The sequence below is a fragment of the Pseudidiomarina halophila genome (genome assembly GCF_003987215.1).
GTDB lineage: Bacteria > Pseudomonadota > Gammaproteobacteria > Enterobacterales > Alteromonadaceae > Pseudidiomarina > Pseudidiomarina halophila.
On record NZ_PIPW01000005.1, the window covers coordinates 23,341 to 40,821 of the forward strand.

At 50.6% G+C, this 17,481-nt stretch carries 22 protein-coding genes; 15 read left to right on the forward strand and 7 right to left on the reverse strand.

The features are described 5' to 3' along the window. The first annotated feature begins 134 nt into the window (after positions 1-134). Complete coding sequence (gene nagZ, locus CWI69_RS11800; RefSeq protein ID WP_126764535.1) at positions 135-1,145, forward strand: beta-N-acetylhexosaminidase; 1,011 nt, start codon at positions 135-137, stop codon at positions 1,143-1,145. A gap of 5 nt (positions 1,146-1,150) precedes the next feature. Here nagZ and queC read toward each other — a convergent pair whose 3' ends face one another. After that, complete coding sequence (gene queC / locus CWI69_RS11805; protein ID WP_126764536.1) at positions 1,151-1,804, reverse strand: 7-cyano-7-deazaguanine synthase QueC; 654 nt, start codon at positions 1,802-1,804, stop codon at positions 1,151-1,153. Between the two features lie 11 nt (positions 1,805-1,815). Between queC and queE the strand changes: the two genes are divergently transcribed. The 14 genes from queE to CWI69_RS11870 all read left to right on the forward strand — a co-directional run bounded on the left by queE (position 1,816) and on the right by CWI69_RS11870 (position 11,679). Beyond that, positions 1,816-2,568, forward strand: coding sequence for a 7-carboxy-7-deazaguanine synthase QueE (gene queE / locus CWI69_RS11810; protein ID WP_126764537.1), 753 nt, complete (start codon positions 1,816-1,818; stop codon positions 2,566-2,568). 95 nt (positions 2,569-2,663) lie between these two features. After that, on the forward strand, positions 2,664-2,942 hold the full coding sequence (locus tag CWI69_RS11815; RefSeq protein ID WP_126764538.1) for a Flp family type IVb pilin: 279 nt from the start codon (positions 2,664-2,666) through the stop codon (positions 2,940-2,942). Further along, positions 2,942-4,135, forward strand: coding sequence for a hypothetical protein (locus CWI69_RS11820; RefSeq protein ID WP_126764539.1), 1,194 nt, complete (start codon positions 2,942-2,944; stop codon positions 4,133-4,135). The genes CWI69_RS11815 and CWI69_RS11820 overlap by 1 nt, the downstream gene beginning before the upstream one ends. Next, the gene (locus tag CWI69_RS11825; RefSeq protein WP_126764540.1) at positions 4,128-4,664 is read left to right on the forward strand and encodes a hypothetical protein; all 537 of its coding nucleotides are present in this window, start codon (positions 4,128-4,130) and stop codon (positions 4,662-4,664) included. The genes CWI69_RS11820 and CWI69_RS11825 overlap by 8 nt, the downstream gene beginning before the upstream one ends. After that, positions 4,664-5,164 carry a hypothetical protein gene (locus CWI69_RS11830; RefSeq protein WP_126764541.1) on the forward strand — a complete coding sequence of 167 codons (501 nt, stop codon included), beginning with the start codon at positions 4,664-4,666 and terminating at the stop codon, positions 5,162-5,164. Before CWI69_RS11825 ends, CWI69_RS11830 begins: the two co-directional genes overlap by 1 nt. Positions 5,165-5,168: 4 nt before the next feature. Continuing rightward, complete coding sequence (locus CWI69_RS12265; RefSeq protein ID WP_157984276.1) at positions 5,169-5,324, forward strand: hypothetical protein; 156 nt, start codon at positions 5,169-5,171, stop codon at positions 5,322-5,324. A gap of 3 nt (positions 5,325-5,327) precedes the next feature. Further along, entirely contained in the window at positions 5,328-6,065 is a 738-nt protein-coding gene (locus tag CWI69_RS11835; protein ID WP_126764542.1) for a CpaB family protein, read from the forward strand. A 1-nt stretch (position 6,066) separates the two neighbouring features. Beyond that, on the forward strand, positions 6,067-7,281 hold the full coding sequence (locus CWI69_RS11840) for a type II and III secretion system protein family protein (RefSeq protein ID WP_126764543.1): 1,215 nt from the start codon (positions 6,067-6,069) through the stop codon (positions 7,279-7,281). Then, positions 7,274-8,461: a TadA family conjugal transfer-associated ATPase gene (locus CWI69_RS11845; RefSeq protein WP_126764544.1), complete on the forward strand. Its 1,188-nt coding sequence runs from the start codon at positions 7,274-7,276 to the stop codon at positions 8,459-8,461. Before CWI69_RS11840 ends, CWI69_RS11845 begins: the two co-directional genes overlap by 8 nt. Next, positions 8,451-9,314 carry a type II secretion system F family protein gene (locus tag CWI69_RS11850; protein WP_157984277.1) on the forward strand — a complete coding sequence of 288 codons (864 nt, stop codon included), beginning with the start codon at positions 8,451-8,453 and terminating at the stop codon, positions 9,312-9,314. The genes CWI69_RS11845 and CWI69_RS11850 overlap by 11 nt, the downstream gene beginning before the upstream one ends. Continuing rightward, entirely contained in the window at positions 9,301-10,092 is a 792-nt protein-coding gene (locus CWI69_RS11855; protein WP_126764546.1) for a type II secretion system F family protein, read from the forward strand. The genes CWI69_RS11850 and CWI69_RS11855 overlap by 14 nt, the downstream gene beginning before the upstream one ends. A 9-nt stretch (positions 10,093-10,101) precedes the next feature. Continuing rightward, complete coding sequence (locus CWI69_RS11860) at positions 10,102-10,476, forward strand: DUF192 domain-containing protein (RefSeq protein WP_126764547.1); 375 nt, start codon at positions 10,102-10,104, stop codon at positions 10,474-10,476. Continuing rightward, positions 10,463-10,948, forward strand: coding sequence for a tetratricopeptide repeat protein (locus tag CWI69_RS11865; RefSeq protein WP_126764548.1), 486 nt, complete (start codon positions 10,463-10,465; stop codon positions 10,946-10,948). Before CWI69_RS11860 ends, CWI69_RS11865 begins: the two co-directional genes overlap by 14 nt. A gap of 17 nt (positions 10,949-10,965) precedes the next feature. Then, positions 10,966-11,679 (forward strand): hypothetical protein, encoded by a 714-nt coding sequence (locus CWI69_RS11870; RefSeq protein ID WP_126764549.1) that lies wholly within the window; start codon positions 10,966-10,968, stop codon positions 11,677-11,679. On the opposite strand, the gene CWI69_RS11875 is transcribed toward CWI69_RS11870, so the two are convergent. The 6 genes from CWI69_RS11875 to CWI69_RS11900 are packed head-to-tail and all read right to left on the reverse strand — an operon-like array spanning position 11,676 to position 17,446. Then, positions 11,676-12,038: a Na+/H+ antiporter subunit G gene (locus CWI69_RS11875; RefSeq protein WP_126764550.1), complete on the reverse strand. Its 363-nt coding sequence runs from the start codon at positions 12,036-12,038 to the stop codon at positions 11,676-11,678. The two genes, CWI69_RS11870 and CWI69_RS11875, sit on opposite strands and share 4 nt — an antisense overlap. 13 nt (positions 12,039-12,051) lie before the next feature. Then, positions 12,052-12,321: a K+/H+ antiporter subunit F gene (locus CWI69_RS11880; RefSeq protein ID WP_126764551.1), complete on the reverse strand. Its 270-nt coding sequence runs from the start codon at positions 12,319-12,321 to the stop codon at positions 12,052-12,054. Then, the gene (locus CWI69_RS11885) at positions 12,315-12,803 is read right to left on the reverse strand and encodes a Na+/H+ antiporter subunit E (RefSeq protein WP_126764552.1); all 489 of its coding nucleotides are present in this window, start codon (positions 12,801-12,803) and stop codon (positions 12,315-12,317) included. The genes CWI69_RS11880 and CWI69_RS11885 overlap by 7 nt, the downstream gene beginning before the upstream one ends. Next, positions 12,796-14,313 (reverse strand): monovalent cation/H+ antiporter subunit D, encoded by a 1,518-nt coding sequence (locus CWI69_RS11890; RefSeq protein ID WP_126764553.1) that lies wholly within the window; start codon positions 14,311-14,313, stop codon positions 12,796-12,798. The genes CWI69_RS11885 and CWI69_RS11890 overlap by 8 nt, the downstream gene beginning before the upstream one ends. Next, positions 14,313-14,657, reverse strand: a complete 345-nt coding sequence (locus tag CWI69_RS11895) for a Na+/H+ antiporter subunit C (protein WP_126764554.1) — start codon at positions 14,655-14,657, stop codon at positions 14,313-14,315. The genes CWI69_RS11890 and CWI69_RS11895 overlap by 1 nt, the downstream gene beginning before the upstream one ends. Further along, on the reverse strand, positions 14,657-17,446 hold the full coding sequence (locus CWI69_RS11900) for a monovalent cation/H+ antiporter subunit A (RefSeq protein WP_126764555.1): 2,790 nt from the start codon (positions 17,444-17,446) through the stop codon (positions 14,657-14,659). The genes CWI69_RS11895 and CWI69_RS11900 overlap by 1 nt, the downstream gene beginning before the upstream one ends. Positions 17,447-17,481: the final 35 nt, after the last annotated feature.

Here is a 17,481-nt window from a genome sequence, read left to right on the forward strand (position 1 = left end):
ATAACATGATCTAAGACATTGTTATATTCGCTCCGGCAGCGGAAGTCCAGCATCAGAAAATTGTCTAGTGACGTGCTGGTGAATTTTTGGCAAACTGCCCACTTCGTTTCACCAAGGCAGTGTGAGTAGCATATATGACAGCAGTAATGATCGATCTGCAGGGCACCGAAATCACCAGTGAAGAGCGAGAATTGTTAGCTCACCCTGCGGTAGGTGGCGTGATTTATTTCACCCGCAATTTCGCTGATATCGATCAGTTACATGAGTTGGTGCGACAAACGCGTGCCGCCGCCAGAAACCCCTTGATACTAGCGGTAGACCACGAAGGTGGTCGGGTGCAACGGTTTCGTCAGGGATTTTCACCCGTACCGGCAATGGGACGAATTGTCGAGCAAGCGGACGACTTTGCGCATGCCCAGCACATGGCGCAAGAACTGGGTTGGCTGATGGCGAGCGAGATCCTCACCATGGACATCGATATCAGTTTTGCCCCGGTACTTGATGTTAATGGCATCAGTGAGGTTATCGGAGACCGTTCATTTGCCTCACGAGCTGAGCAGGTAACTCTGCTAGCGCGAGGCTTCATAAAAGGCATGCATCAAGCCGGTATGAAGGCTACCGGTAAACATTTCCCCGGGCACGGTTCAGTACAAGCTGATTCTCACATTGCCATGCCGGTTGACGAGCGTTCCTGGGAAGAGATTTTACAAACTGATTTGCCGCCATTTATCGAGCTGGCGAACTGTCTTGATGCGATCATGCCTGCGCACGTGATTTATCCTGCTGTCGATGATCAGCCTGCAGGTTTCTCTGAGCGCTGGTTGCAGCATATTTTGCGCGCACAACTCGGTTTTAAAGGCGTTATTTTTAGTGATGATCTGGCGATGGCTGCGGCCTCTGCGGCAGGTAGCATGCCCGAGCGCGCTGTTGCGGCATTAAGTGCGGGCTGTGACATGGTCCTGGCTTGTAACGATCGTGCCGGCGCAACTGCTGTACTTGAAACACTAGAGCCACGTTTTACTGAAGCAGAGAAACGTGCCAATAAATGTTATGAACAACTGGCCAAGTGCGCCGGGCTTGGGTGGCAGACATTGCAAAATCACCCCAGATGGCATCAGGCACAGCGTTTGCTCGAGCGTTTTTAACTTAGTTACTCGTAGGGCAGAGGGTCACGCGTCTGGTTAGCCGCAAAAGCTTCCAGGCGTTCGACACAAGCACCACATTTCCCGCATGCCAGATGTCGACCGTTGTAACAGGTCCAGGTCTGGCTGTAATCAAGTCCCATGGCTAAGCCGTCGGCGAGGATCTGAGCTTTATCGTTATCCAGGTAAGGCACTTCAATAGCGACGGGTTCGTAGTTGGCGATTAAACTGACATCATTCATGCGTTTTACAAATTCCGGCCGGCAGTCAGGATAGATAGCGTGATCACCGGAGTGCGCGCCGTAGTAAACCGCATTTGCTTCAAGTGACACGGCATAACCAATCGCCAGCGACAGCAGAATCATGTTGCGATTGGGCACCACGGTAGATTTCATCGAATCCTCCTGGTAATGCCCTTCCGGAATAGCAGCGTCCGCAGAGGTAAGTGAACTGGCAAGCAGTTCGTTGATAGCCCTGATATCTACGATTTTATGCGATACCCCGAGTTCTGAGGTTACCTTTGCTGCCACGTCGAGCTCTTTCACATGGCGTTGCCCGTAATTGAAGGACAAGGCATGTACTTCGTGCCCATCCCGTATAGCCCGGTTGAGTACGGTAAATGAATCCATTCCACCAGAATAAATAACGACTACTTTCGCCATAACAGAGCTCCATGATTACTACTTTTTTCGCTAACAACTTGCGGTACAATAAGACCAACAGTTTACCGCAAAACAGGACGAATCCCATTACTACTCTTTATCCAGTTAATGAATTATTTGAAACCATTCAGGGTGAAGGTGTTTATACCGGTACGCCGGCGATATTCCTACGTCTGCAGGGGTGTCCTGTCGGTTGTCCCTGGTGTGATACGCAACACACCTGGGTAAAGTCAGCAGATGCAGAAGTCGATGCGCAGACCATGCTTAGTAAAACCGAGCCCAGTTCCGCATGGGCAGAACTTAATGCACAGCAATTGTTGCAACTTTTTACCGAGCAGGGTTTTCAGGCGAAGCATGTTGTGATCACTGGTGGTGAGCCGGCGATGTACGACTTGCGCGAGTTAGGTGAAGTACTCGAGCAGGCAGGCTATCAATTGCAAATTGAAACGAGTGGAACCTTTGCTCTACAACTCACGGCTGCAACATGGGTGACGGTTTCACCAAAACTGGACATGCCGGGTGGCTATTTAGTGCGTCCTGACTGTATGCAAAGAGCGAACGAAATTAAGCATCCTATCGCTATGCAAAAGCACATTGATGCTCTGGATAACCTCTTACAAAGATGTCCGCCGCGCAGCGAGGCAATCATTTCTTTGCAGCCAATATCGCAGCGTCCACGCGCAACGCAACTGGCGATCGAGACCTGCATAGCACGTAACTGGCGTTTGTCAGTGCAGCTGCATAAGTACCTGAATATTGAGTAAGTCATTTCTCCCATAGCACCTGCACACGCGATCCTTGCATTATAGTTTCAGAGCTGACTGAACAGCTTGGTTAAACTTTTTCGCAAGGAGGCATTATGCAACAGGGAAGTTCTCTTTTATACACTCGTGGTCAGGGAATGACCGAGTACATCATTATTGTTGCGCTAATTGCCGTCGCTGCCATCGGGGTTTACTCATTACTTGGCAAAACGGTGCGCAATCAGGTTTCCGGTATCGCCCATGAGGTGAGCGGTCAAAGCTCATCGCAGCAACTTAACCAGGCGCGTTCAGCTGCGCGGCGTTCCGGTACCGTAGCACGACAGGATGTCACCCTCGGTAACTATGACGAAGCTACTGAAGCCGGTGAAAACTAATGCGCTCCCGGGGGTATACCAGCGCTTGGTTTCTGCCGGTTCTGGCGGCACTGATGGTGTTAACTATGGGTGTCATGCAAGGTAGCGAAAGGATCCGCTCCACCTGGTATCAGCAAAACGTCGCCGACAATATGGCTAGTTCGGCGGCAACCTTGCTGGCCCGGGAACTCAATTTGCTGGCGCTTATTAACCGGGCCTTGCTTGCCAACGAACTGACCTTGGCTCAGTTGACAGGAATTTACAGCTGGTATCTGATGATGCGTGACGTCGCTGACCGTAGTGCGGCCATTGCGACGTTAATTCCCTATCTTAATGCCATCACCAGGCAAATCGCGCAAAGCATACGACAGCTGGAACAGCCGCTTAACGTTATTCTGCGTGGCGTCATTTACTTCCAAACATTAATCACCACGGCGCTGCGCGCATCACAATGGTTTGCGCGGTTAAGCTTTAGTCTGGAAATTCCGCGTACCCTTAGTGATGTGCTGGCCCGCCATGATCTTGAACAGGCCGATTGGCAGGTATTACACGCGCCGGGGATAGTTCCGTTGCCGTGGTTATGGTGGACCTACATACCGCCGCAGCATTCCGGGAAGGATCGGGGCCTGGCCAAAAACCTCATGTTGGCGAGCCTGGATGGTTTCAGTCGGCGCCGCAGTTATCGCTGGCTAAATGCATTCCAGGTTAGCGTAAGAAAAGCCGGTGGGGCACGGCTGGAAAGTGACAAACAAGGACGCTGGAGCTGGCAATCTATGGATACTGTTGCGGTACATATTTCTGGCTTACTTGACTCCGAGGAGCTGCCCTGGGGCGATGGTTTAAGCTATTTAGGTAATCAAGTCAAAACCTATACCGGTAAAGACTTCGGTGACGCGCCACGCATCAATCCGGTCACCACAGGCTGGGCGCAAGCCTTGCAGCATAGTTTGCGTGGCACCGCACGGCAGTACAGTTATTTTAATCGCACTGATCTTGAAGCCGATGACTGGCCGCAGGTTATCGTCAAACTCAATAACGTAACGGCAAAAGCGGGGGTCTATTTTTCCCGGCCAAAATCCTTGTTCCCGCGCCTGGACGGCAAGCAAGAGCAAGCCAATTTATTTAACTCGCTATGGCAGCCGCAATTAATGTCGTTAACCCTGACAGAGAAGATGGTGCTCGCCACCCTACAACAGGGAAGCGAAAATGATTAAACAGCATGGTCAGGCGCTGATCGAAAGCATTGCAGTGATAGTGCTGCTGGCATTGCTAATGAGCTTATTAAAGGACGTGATTCACCCGACCAACATCGCGCAGCAGCAACGCATTGACGAAAGCCGGAAGCTTATCTGGCGCGTGGCATCCCATGTTCAGCTTCAGCACACTGATGAATATGCATTTGCCAGGCGCGCGCGAACAGTGCTCGCGCCTTTAACGCAACTGACAGAGTTAGACCTAAGCAACGAGAATTTGCGCCAACTGAAAGCCGATGACAATTACGTTGCCATGGCGCGCATCACGGATGCCTGGCAGCCGCGGCAGAGCAAGGATTTAAGCCAGCGTCCGCAGTTTCTTACACCGCTGGCCAAACTCAATGAACTCGGTATGCCACAGCTGCAACGCCTGCTCAGTTGGTTACATTTCACCGAGGAATTTGCGCCTGAACAGCTGCGCTGGGGGTATGTAGATGTCGATGCGACACCGGCAGAAATAACCTGTACCAGACAACAAGGATGTCGCTAATGGATTTACCAATGGATTGGCAGGGCGAACTGTTGGCGCGGCAACCAACCCATAGCATCTGGCGCGTCAGCTATCCACAACCACCGCAGTTGGAAAAGCTGGGATGCGCAGTTAATGAGTTACCGCAAGTCGGCTTTTGGTGTGAGCATCAGGGCAGTTTGTGGTTACTGCAAAAACAACAGGATGATTATTGGCTAACCCGGTTTTCTGCAAGTCAAACTATGCCCTCGAAGATCAATCAGAACTGGCGTGGAGCGCAGTTACAGAAATTGCTGAGCGAGGGGCAGGAATTAAGTATTTACCTTTCTAAGCAGCATCCTGAACAGCTTTTGCAATTTGTTAAATTTCGTCATCGCGGCCGCGAGCCGCGTCTATTGGAGTTAAACCATGGAAGGTTTCATTTATCGCTGCAAAAACCCACCGAAGATCTTTTTCTGTACTCACATGGCGGGCAAACCCTGGTCGTATCGGCACGTCCTGTCAGGCCAGGCGACATTTGAATTTATGATTGTCAGTTTAGCGCTGTTGCTGATAGTAATCGTACCGGTGACTGTTGATGAGCAGACACTTCTGGTTTGGTTGGAGTACATGGTAGTGAGCTGGATGGCACTTTACAACGCTGTCTGGCACCAGTTTCTGTTAAACCCATGGGCGAGCTGAGCCATGACAGCGCAATTCAAACTGAAATGGAAGCTTGGCTTACTGCTGATCTTAGTGGTCGCTTTGGTAATAGCCAGCTATCAGTTGATGATCGTCTATATCGAGCAGCAATCACGCGCCATAGAGCAACAACGTACCGCTGCAATGGAGTGGGTATTGGTGTTTCGCACTGACCTCGAACAAGGTCATGCCGTAACTTTGGACGATCTGCAACAGCGCAAATATCCGCCAGATTATATTAGTGAGGATTGGCTTCGTCCCCAGGACGCCATGGCAGTTGTCGGCAATGTGACGCAACATTTTGTGAGCCGGGGCGAGCCGGCGACTTTAAGCGCATTGCAACAACCGCGTCGCGCATCCTTCAGCGACGTATTGCAGGCGGATGAATATGCCGTCACCGCAACCATCAGCATCGAACAGATCCATCATGGGTTATTGGCGATAGGTAATCGCGTCAGCATCGTGGCGGAACAGTTTCTGCCTGAGTTAACGGCAGGAAGTCAGCTCAGGAGTATTGCTAACGTTGAAATTCTTGCCATTGATAACGCGACCGACGAGGCCTGGCAACAAGGCCTCGCGAGCACTATCACCTTTCGCTTTAACACAGAGCAAGCGATGGCGTTCGAACAAATTCGGAAATCCGGTTACTCAGTTTGGCTGCAGCACCCAGAGGCCAACTATTCTGCGCTTCCTGAACAAGGAATGACCAGAATTTACACAATTAACGGCGGAGAACGATAAAATGGTAAAGCAGTGCATTACCCTGGTTTTGTTGTTTACTTGCTATGCATTACAGGCAGAGCCAGAAGTCCACGAGATTGATGCCGGTGAATCGCTGATCTGGCAGCTAGGTGAGGTTGATGAGGTGGTCATCACCAATGAGGGAGTGGTGGCTTACCAGCAACTTGATCAGGGCGCTATGGTGGTAACCGGAAAGCAAACGGGTACCACCGATATTTTATTCTTCGCCGGTAATCGTTTGCAGAGCAGTCACCGGGTAACAGTCAGAGCTGCTATCGATCACCGCTTGAAGCTGGAGTTAGTGGCATTGCAGCGCCGTTTCCCACAGCTAAAAATAGATGACCATGAGGCATTTGTAAGTATCAGTGGTCAGCTTGACGTCCAGTACCAAGAACAAGTCGATGAATTGCTGGCAAGGCATCCTAAGCTAATCTCCCAGATCGAGTTCGTCGGTGACCAACAGCGGCCAATGTTAGTGGTCGAGGTTCGTATAGCAGAAGTTAAGCGCTCCTTTACCCGTCATCTCGGTGTCCGTTGGCCGGCTCATGTTAACGGACCATTGATCGAGGATATGGGGCAATGGCTACATCTGCCGTTGAGTGCCCAGTCCACGATCGATGTGATGGAGCGGGAGGGTCAGGCTCGTCTGCTTGCCACGCCTACACTCTCGGCGGTAAGTGGTGGCGAGGCAGACTTTCTTGTCGGTGGCGAGTTTCCGGTGCCACAAGTGCTGGCGCAGGGTTTGCAGGATGTAAGTTTCCGTCCCTACGGGATTCAACTGCGAGTGGCTCCGCAATTACTTGCGAACGGACAGATCCAAACCAAGCTCATTGCTGAAATGAGCTCGATTGACCCGGCGGTAGCAGTCAATGGAATTCCCGGACTGTTAACGCGAAAAGTTGCTTCAACACTCATTGTTCCGGCGGGGGAAACATTGATTCTTTCAGGTCTTATTCAGCATGAACAAGCTGAACAGGCCGATCGCTTTCCAGCGTTACATAACCTGCCAGTGCTTGGTGCGCTATTTACCTCAAAACAATTTCGCCGGGCAGAAACCGATTTAGTCATTATGGTCACCCCAAAACTAGCCAGCGACGCTCAAACCAGACGCGCCCGTGCCGATACTATTAAACAACAGATAAATGCATTTCGAAGGTCAGTTGATTGCACCGGTTTACTTGAGCCTTTTTTAGAGGGAGGCTGGCGCAATGACTGAGAAAATGGATCTCATTCAAGTTCTAAAATCTCAGATCCAAAGGGCTACCTTGCAGCGAGATTTGGGTAGCACTGAAAATCTAAGGGATTTCGCTGAAGATCTGCTAAAGGCGCATATATTGCAGCACCAAGGGGGCCATCCGGACCAGCAACAACTGGAATTGATCCGGGAGGTGGTGGAAACCTGCATCGGGTTTGGCCCGCTGAGCCCCTTGCTGAGTGACGACAGCATAAGCGAAATAATGGTGAATCACTGCAATTCAGTGTTCATCGAGCGGGGCGGCCAGCTGATGGCGACCGATATCCGCTTTCGTAGCGAAGAAGAATTAATGCAGATAATAGAACGCATCGTGCTGCCGCTGGGGCGACGAATTGACAGCGCGCAGCCTATGGTGGACGCGCGCCTTCCGGATGGTTCACGTGTTAATGCGGTCATTGCCCCACTAGCTTTAAGAGGAGCGTGTCTGACCATTCGCAAGTTTGCCCGACGTGCAATTACCTTCAGTGATTTATTAGCGACCAATGCGATAAGCGAAGCCGCTATCAGCTACTTGAAAGAAATGGTGGCGGCGCGGAAAAACATCTTGATCGCAGGCGGCACCGGAACCGGTAAGACTACGTTACTCAATCTTCTGGCAGGCGAAGTTCCCGCCGATCAGAGAATAATCACTATCGAGGACGCAGCGGAACTAAAACTGCAACACGCTAATCTGGTATCGCTCGAAGCTAGACCAGCTAATGCTGAAGGAAGGGGTCTTATAACCATCCGTGAGTTGCTGATTAATGCCCTCAGAATGAGGCCGGACAGAATTGTAGTAGGGGAATGTCGCGGTGCTGAGGCACTTGATATGTTGCAAGCAATGAATACCGGACATGAGGGCTCGCTGACGACTTTACACGCCAATAGTCCACGTGAAGCTTTGCAACGGTTAGAGGTGATGGTGATGTTGGCAGGATTTGATATGCCGTTGACAGCCATTCGCCAACAAATAGCAAGTGCAATCCAGATTGTTGTTCAGATAGCCAGGTTATCCGATGGCCGCCGTGTGATTACCGCAATAAGTGAGGTCGTCGGTCTGGAAACATTAGCTTATCAGATTAGCCCACTCTTCCAGTGGCGCAATGACAGCCTGCAAAGCTCGGGGATCAGTTCTGAGTGGGGGCAGCATCGTGGAAATTGAACTCTGGCAGCTTATGGCTATATTCACCTTTACGCTGCTTGCGGTTGGTAGCTTGGTATGGCTCGTCACTCGGCAACCGTTCAGACAAATTGGCCGCAGCATTGAGCGCGATGCCGAATCTTCTCTCGCTGCGTTTTTAATATTTATTCCAGCGCGAATGTTTTGGTCACTGTTACTTATTACGGCGCTACCTATTACTCTGGCTTGTCTGTTGATGTTTGATGATTGGTGGTGGGCGGCTCTCGCGAGTATCGCTTATTTTGCATGCTTGCCCTGGTTACGAAGTTCACTTTTCAAACGTCGGCGCTATCGTATCGAGAAGCAGTTGCCAGGCGCAATTCACCTTCTGGCAAGCAGTTTGCAGGCCGGACTCAGTCTGACGCCTGCGCTGGAACTTGCATCACAGCAATTGGCTGCACCACTAAAAACAGAATTTTGGCTATTGGTGCAGCGGCAACGGACTGGCGACAGTCTGGCGATCGCCTTAGCCGACTTTTACCAACGCGCGCCTTCACCGATAGTGCGTTATTTTACTTTCGCGTTAGAAACCGGCAACAAATATGGCGGCCAGCAAGTGCAGATGCTGGAGCGCATGGCTGGGGCGATACAGCAGCAACACTATGCAAAAGAACGTATGTTGAGTCTTTCTGCGCAGGCGCGCTTGCAAGGCAAGATCATGTTCGTATTACCTATTGGATTATTTTTTGCCATTGGGGCGGTGCAGGAAGAGGCGAAAACCGTTCTGTTAACCACGACCAGCGGCCAGTTACTGCTGTTGCTTGCTGCATGTCTGATGGCCATCGGGTTGCTTCTCACCCGCAGAATTATGGGACGTTTCAATGATGATGCTTGATTGGCGTATGCTGCTGTTGCTGCTGGCTCTGGGGCTCTTACTCTTTATATTGATGCTACTCGTACTGAACGCCAGTTACACTCATACCCGTACATTACTTAGCAAGTCTATGGCCTGCCTGCCCGGGGGATGGCAGCAATGGCTCTATGCGTACGCCAAAGCGCAAGATGCGTTTATTGACCCTGTTGACGTATTGATGCGACAGCTGGCCGCAGTGCTGGTTATAGGGTTCTGCTTGTTGCTGTCTTTACCTGGTGCTGTGCATCTAACCATTCTCGGCGGTGCTGTAATACTTGTGGTAAAGCGCCGAAATGAGCGTCGCTTGCAGTTACGGAGATTCTGTCAGCAGTGGCCTGCATGTCTGGATATGTTGGCAATGCTGCTCCATGCCGGGTTGTCATTTCGGGCTGCACTGCACGCCCTGGCGAGCCTGCCGGGTGACACTATCGCCTTAGTACAATTGCGTATGCTACACCAGCAGCTGCAAGCGGGAGTCCATCTTGAAGTTGGGCTGGAAGAGCTCAAGTTGCGAATACCACACGGTTTAACCAACACTTTCGCTGCCGCGGTGCAGCAATCCCGCGTCACGGGAGGGGCTCTGGCGGCAACTCTGAGTGGACAAGCGGAGCAGGCCCGCAGTGAACAGCAGCTTGAGGCCGAGAAGCTGGCGCAAGAGATAGGTGTCAAGTTGTTGCTGCCACTGGTGACCTGCTTTTTTCCGGTTACTTTTTTGCTTATTTTAGGGCCTATCTTTATCGGCTATTTGCAACCTCAATAAGGAAACACAATGAAACAAGGACGTTTTATGCTGGAGCCGGAACGCTTTTGCGTCTGGCGCGAAGTCAAAGTGCTTACAAGTTTTCCACAACGCTTGGTGGGCATGCTTATGCAACAGGGGTTACCGCGTGGGCAAGCCTATTGGTTCCCAAGTTGTACTGCGGTACACAGCTGGGGTATGCATTTTGCGATGGATATCGTTGGGCTGGACGCGCAGCAAAGGATTGTTGAAGTCCGGCGTAATGTGCAGCCGGGGGTGATGATACGACTCCGTGGCACCCGCTCAATAATCGAATGTGAGTCAGGCTTCCCTTATCCATTGGAGCAGTGGTGTGGACGACAGTTGCAATTTGAAGAGAAGGAAATCGACTATGGAGCTGATTAAGCTTTTGTTCATGTTGGTGCTCTTGCTTCTGGGCGGTTGTCAGGTGACACCAGAAGTGAGTCAAGAAATGACAATTCATACCGAGCAACAACGCAAAGTTGCGATGCAGGCTTATCAGCAAGGCGATTATCATCTTGCGCAAGGGGTGCTAAGGAGGTTAGCGGAACCGCCGATTTCTGATCCTCAAGCTCCCTGCTATCTTGGCTCTATTTATTTCCGTCAGCATGAATACGAGGCTGCATTGCGAAGCTTCGGCAGCTGTCGGCAGCAGCAACCGGAACAATTGGAGATCTGGTTCAATTCAGCGGCTATTCACCTGCGTTTAGCTTCAGAGCTTTTACTCACCGGGCGTAGCTACGCCGCCCAGGATGTCGACGCAAGTGAAACAGAGTTACAGGAAAACTATTCGTTGCTGCTTGAGGCGCTGTTGCAGCTGCAGCGCACTAGCCAGTCTGAGATTGTCAGACAATGACGAGGGTACATGGATTTGTGCTTCCAATCGTGGTGCTGATGCTTACTCTGATGGCTTTGGTCTGGAGTTATACAGCCATGCCCGCAGCCACTCAGGATCAGGAACGTGAAGACTATAAGCACTATCAGGACATGCTTGTTTTTTGGCAAAAAGCAATTATTACCTATTCGTTCCAGTACGGCCGGGTGCCGCTAAGTACGAGTATTTTAGCAGCCACCTACGACCTGCAACTGCCGGGAGTGTCAGCCGACTCGGGTGATGTGAATGTGAGCGGTTATGGGCTCATGCAAAGTGAATTCGAACTAGATATTCATGGTTTGCCAGAGCCTGCGTTAACACGTCTTAGCACAGAGTACTCGCCTCACATGAGGATTGGTTATTTTGACAACTTGATCATTTCTGTTTTGCGCCCGGATGATTGGGACTTTTCAGCAAACTTTTTACCGAGATTTGCCGATTTCACTGATCGCTTGCAGACCGATCTTGACCTCAGTAATCACAACATTAAGGGAATACGCCGTATTCGCGCAGATGTTCATGCTGAGGAACTAAAAATGAGCAGTTATGTAACAGTCATCCAACTGCGAGCTTCGTCAGCGATGAGTGGACGGCTAGTGGCAGACGAAGCGTTCATTGCGGAGCAGGATTTTGTCAGTGTGCTACAGCAATTTGAGCAGCTGGAACAGCAAATGAGTGCATGTCTTGGGGTCGGAGGAGGTTGCAATAATTAGCTATCTTTGTCGCTGTACTGCTCGGGCTTTTTACGCAGATCCTGGGTGTTCCTGGTAAGCTCTAACTCAAGGTGAAGGCCTGCTTTAGCGAGCAGGTGCGCGCTTATAGGGGCAGTCAGGAAAAGAAAGATAGCGATGAGCAGTTCGTGCAGACTTAACGAATCTGTGATTGAGAAATACAACATGGAACCAATGATAACGCCGCCGACACCCAGCGTCGTACTCTTGGTTGGTGCGTGCAAGCGTGCCATAAAATCAGGCAGGCGTAGCAAGCCAAGAGAGCCTATAAATGCAAAGCTCGCACCCAGTACGATAACAAAGGAAATCAGCAAATCTGCCCACAATGGTAAGTTCGTCATAAGATCTCCTTTGCTACTCGATAATGTCGCCACGCAGCAGGAATTTCGCTGCAGCGACGGTGCCGATGAAACCAAGCATTGCAATCAATAGTGCCGCTTCAAAATAGAACGCGGTGTTGTGCCAGATCCCCAACAGGATAAGTAAAGCTAGGGAATTGATGTAAATTGTATCCAGCGCAAGGATACGATCGGGCAAATCAGGTCCGCGGATAAGTCGTATAATATTCATTAACAACGACAAGCCAAAAAGTCCGAAGGCGATTTGCAAAGCATAAACTAACATTGAAATATCTCCTTCAACCGGCGCTCATATCGGTGTTTAATTTGTTGCACCGTAGCCTCGGGGTCCTGTACGTTCAAGCCGTGAATCAGTAGGCTTCTGCCATCACGGCCAAGTTCAGCAGATATGGTTCCCGGCGTTAAGCTAATTGTACTCGCCAAAATAGTAATAGGTACCGAACCGCTGATATCAAGCGGAAATTCGATCAGCGCCGGTTGGATGCGTTTACGCGGCGTCAATATGATTGCGGCAATATTGAAGTTGGAAACAATAATATCAGCCAGCAGAATGAAAAAGTATTGTACGGCCAGCAGTGGTTTATGCAGGGTCGTGCGATAGTCACGTGCGCGTAAAGTGTACATCGGGATGAGAATAGCCAGAATCAGGCCTAGCAGCAGTGTGCCAAACGAGACCTTGTTCTGAAGTAATAACCAGAAGCCGAGTAGAAACAGGCTCCACCAGGGAGCCGGAATAAATTTACTCATTGCTGCCTCCCGTTTGTAAGACCGCAGAAATATACTCTGCCGGCGTCGCCAATTGTGTCGCAATGGCGTCAGTATACTGTGAAACTGAGTTGGCAAATACTGTTAAAGCTACGGCGCCGACCAATAACATCATCACGGCTGCGTGCTGCCACATGGGATGGGCTGTTTCATTCGGCTTGCCATCAAACGTATGCCAGAACATGCGGCTTCCGGCGCGCGAGAGCGCGATCATCATCAGGAACGTAGCACCTAAAATCAGCGGCCAGAGTAACAGGACCTGTGCTCCGGTGCGCGCCGCTTCGAGAATGAAAAGCTTACTCAGGAAACCGGATAACGGCGGTATGCCAATTACGGTAATAGCTGCCAGAAAGAACATCGCGCCTAAAAGGTTATGTTGGGCCATTTTTCGGCCCTTGACGATCCGTGAAGCTGTTTTGCCCCGTTGTTCAGCAATAAGGTCTGCCAGCAGGAAAAGTGCGCCGGCCACCAAAGTGGAATGAACCAGATAGAAGAGCATAGCGCTTATTGCGTCGGTATGACCCAAGCTCAGGGTGGTAAGCATGGTACCGACAGATACCAACACCAGGTAAGCCACAACCAGCCTTAAATCTCTGCTGCCAAGCACGCCAGCCGAACCGAGTAAGATGGTGAACAAACCAAGCCACCAGAGCCAGTCCTGGATAAGGTTGGCAGATTCGCCGCCGTCCGCGCCAAAGATCAAAGTGAATACCCGAACGATGGCGTAGATTCCGACTTTTGTCATGATTGCGAATAGGGCCGCCACCGTGCCGGTCGTATTTGCGTAGGCTTGGGGTAACCAGAAATAAAGCGGAAGCAGGGCTGCCTTCAAGGCAAAAACAACAAATAGCAACATGCCTCCGGCTCTGGCAATTGCCGCGTCATCACCTTGCAGAGCAGCAACTTTGTCGGCCATATCAGCCATATTCAGAGTGCCGGTAATGCCATAAAGTACCCCTAAGCTAATGAGGAATATGGCTGAGCCGGTAAGGTTGAGAACGACATAATGCAAGGTCGCGCGCAATTTTAACTTACCGCCACCGTGCATAAGCAGGGCATAACTGGAGATTAATAAGATTTCAAAAAAGACAAACAGGTTGAACAAGTCGCCGGTCAAAAAGGCACCCATGATTCCGACGACCTGGAATTGGTATAAGGCCTGGAAATGTGAACCAAGATTATCTTCGCCATGACAAGCGAAAATGAGCACAGGCAGAGCCAGTACTGCAGTTAAAGCGACCATCAATGCAGAGAGTTTGTCAGCAACCAGGACGATGCCATAGGGTGCTTGCCAGCTGCCCAGCGCATAAACCAGAATCTGGTCCTGCACACTGATAACCAGCAGAATTGCCAGGATTAGCGTTACTGAGGAAGCCACAATGCCAATAATCCGGCGATAATATTGTGGATTCTCACCCCATGGCAACAGTTGCAAAAGTGCGGCCATCAAGGGCACTAATATAGGTAAAATCACCAGATGATTAGCAAGCATTAACGCTGTCCTTCTTGCTCAGCATAATTATAATCATTGACCTCATCCGAGCCGATTTCACCCCGTACGCGGACGGCGAGAATAATCGCATAAGCTGTCATTGCAAAGCCGATAACGATAGCAGTCAGTACCAGTGCCTGAGGTAATGGATCGCTGCTGGCTTCGCTCATTCCCACCAGTGGTAGTTGATTGATGACCAGACGTCCGGTCGAAAAAAGAAATAAATTTACGGCATAAGAAAGCATAGTTAAACCGATGACAATCGGAAAAGAGCGGCCCCGTAGGATAAGGAACACACTGCATGCCGTTAAAGTACCAACTGTAATTGAGTACAAAGTTTCCATTAGTAACCCTCCTGACGCGGACGATGGCGCGTGGTCATCTGACCGAAATTGGCTAATATCATTAAGGTTGCTCCGATTACGGTTAAGTACACACCTAGATCGAACAAGATTGCCGTGGCAAGCTCAAATTTGCCGACCAATGGCCAATGCACATAGGTAAAGCTTGAGGTGAGGAAGTTATGGTCGAAGACCCAGCTTCCAAGACCAGTGAAGACTGCGATCATCACACCGACGGACGTTAATGTCTGGTAGTTGTAGTCAAATCTGGACTTAACCCAATCTACACCGTTTGCAATGTATTGCAGGATCATGGCAGCTGCAGTGACCAGACCCGCGATAAAACCGCCGCCCGGCAAGTTATGGCCGCGCAGGAAAATATAGACTGACACCATAAGCGCGAGCGGTAGAATCGCCTGCGCCACCGTTTGTACCATCAGTGGGTGTTTGACCCGATGCCAGGGCCGAGCATCAACGTCACTTGATGGCATGAACGGACGTAGATTATTAAGTAGTTTGTGAATACCTGCTGCGGCAATCGCTAACACAGTGATCTCGCCCAGAGTATCGAAGCCACGGAAATCAACCAGGATAACGTTAACCACATTGGTACCGCCTCCACCTGGAACTGAGTTGGCTAAAAAGAAATCAGAAATACTTTCCAACGGTCGGGTCAGTAGGGCGTAGTTTAAGGTGCCTACCACGCCACCAATGGTGCCAGCCAGCAGGACATCACGAGCAACCCGACGGCCACTTGACGCTCGAGGAATACGCTGCGGCATGAAAAACAATGCCAGGATCATCAGAATAATACTGACGACTTCAACAACTAGTTGCGTCATGGCCAAGTCTGGCGCTGAGAAGTGAATAAAGCTTAAAGAGACTACCAGGCCAACTACGGAAAGCATCATCAGCGAAGTCAGTCGTTGCCGGTGAAGCATTGCCGTCGCCAATGCGGCGAGCATCAAAATGACAGCACCGATCAAGCTGATGGCATCAATTGGAAGTTGCGGACGGTCGCCGGTCAGTTGGCGGATAGCCGCTAATTCCGGGATAACCAGAATTAAAGTAAAGACCAGCAGGAATGCGATGTAGCGTTGTAGCGATCCATTCTCGATTCGCTGCATTGCGTTGTCACAAAAGCGTGTCGTCCCACTAATGATGCGCGCAAAGACTTCTTTTGCATCATGAGGATCGAACTGCCGGCTAAAGGTAAGTAATTCTGAGCGGCCGACATAAATCACGACACCGCCGACTAAAGCCAAGGCACTCATCAATAACGGCATATTGAAGCCATGCCAGATGGCAATATCCAGATCGGGTACGGCTAGCGTTACCGCAGCTACTGCGGGTTCTAAAATAGCAGAGGCCATGAACATTGGGGCTATCCCGATGGCAATACAGAGTACTGCAAAAATGATGACTGGCATGCGCATCATTAGTGGTGGCTCATGAGGCTTTTTCGGCAAGTCATGCGGTGGCTCCTGGAAAAATACGTCATGAACAAAGCGCACGGAGTAAGCCACTGAGAGCATAGCGCCAAGGGTAGCTAGTACCGGGACGAACCAGGACAGACCACCAAATAAGTCTTGTTGATAGACTTCGGCGAAGAACATTTCCTTAGATAAGAAGCCGTTAAAGAACGGAATACCTGCCATTGAGGCTGAAGTAATTACAGCTAAAACCATGGTAAACGGCATGGCCTTGCGCAAACCACTGAGCTTGCGCATGTCTCGACTGCCTGTCTCATGATCAATGATGCCGGCAATCATAAATAGACCGGCCTTAAAGGTAGCGTGGTTAAGTATATGGAACATCGCCGCAGCAACTGCGCCGGCGCTGCCCAGCCCCAGCAGCATGGTGATTAGACCCAGGTGACTTATGGTTGAGAATGCAAGTAGCCCCTTCAGATCCGTTTTCAGCAGCGCAAAATAGGCGCCAAAGAGTAAGGTCGCAAGGCCGGTTAGCGTCACAATGGTAAACCATTCGGGTGTTCCGCCAAGCACCGGCAGTAGCCGGGCCATGAGAAAAATGCCAGCCTTTACCATGGTCGCTGAGTGCAGGTACGCACTAACTGGAGTTGGCGCCGCCATGGCATGAGGTAACCAGAAGTGAAACGGAAACTGGGCTGATTTGGTGAAAGCTCCAAGCAAAACCAGAATCAGTGCTGGAACATACATATCGTGTTCGCGGATGGTGTCCGCAGCAGCGAAGACGGCATCCAGTTGAAAACTGCCAGCGATATTACCAATAAGGAGCAGGCCAGCTAGTAGTGCCAGCCCGCCGGCGCCGGTCACTGCTAGTGCCATACGCGCACCGCGGCGCGCATTACTTTGATGCGACCAGTAACCAATTAATAAAAATGAGGAGATGCTGGTAAGTTCCCAAAAGAACCACATCAGGATCAGGTTGTCTGAGGTGACAATACCCAGCATGGAGCCCATAAAGAGCAATAAACACGAGAAAAATCTTGAGGCGCTATCTTTATTGCTGAGGTAATAATGCGCATAGATAATGACGAGTATGCCGATGATCAGAATCAGTCCGGCAAAAAATAGTGCCAGGCCATCGAGACGAAAGGCAATATGCAGGCCGAGTGAAGGCAACCATTCGGCAAAATAAAGTGCTGTATTACCTGCCAGCGCGGTTGGCGCCTCCACTACTAGAAACGCCAGGCTCGCCAGCGCTACCAGGGCGGTCGCAATGGTGATGTGCGCGCGTTCGCGGTTAGCTAAAAGCAATGGAATGACAGCACCAATAAACGGCAAGAACACGATCGCTGCTAGATTCATTTAACCTCGTTACCTTTATCTAATTGGGTTGAATT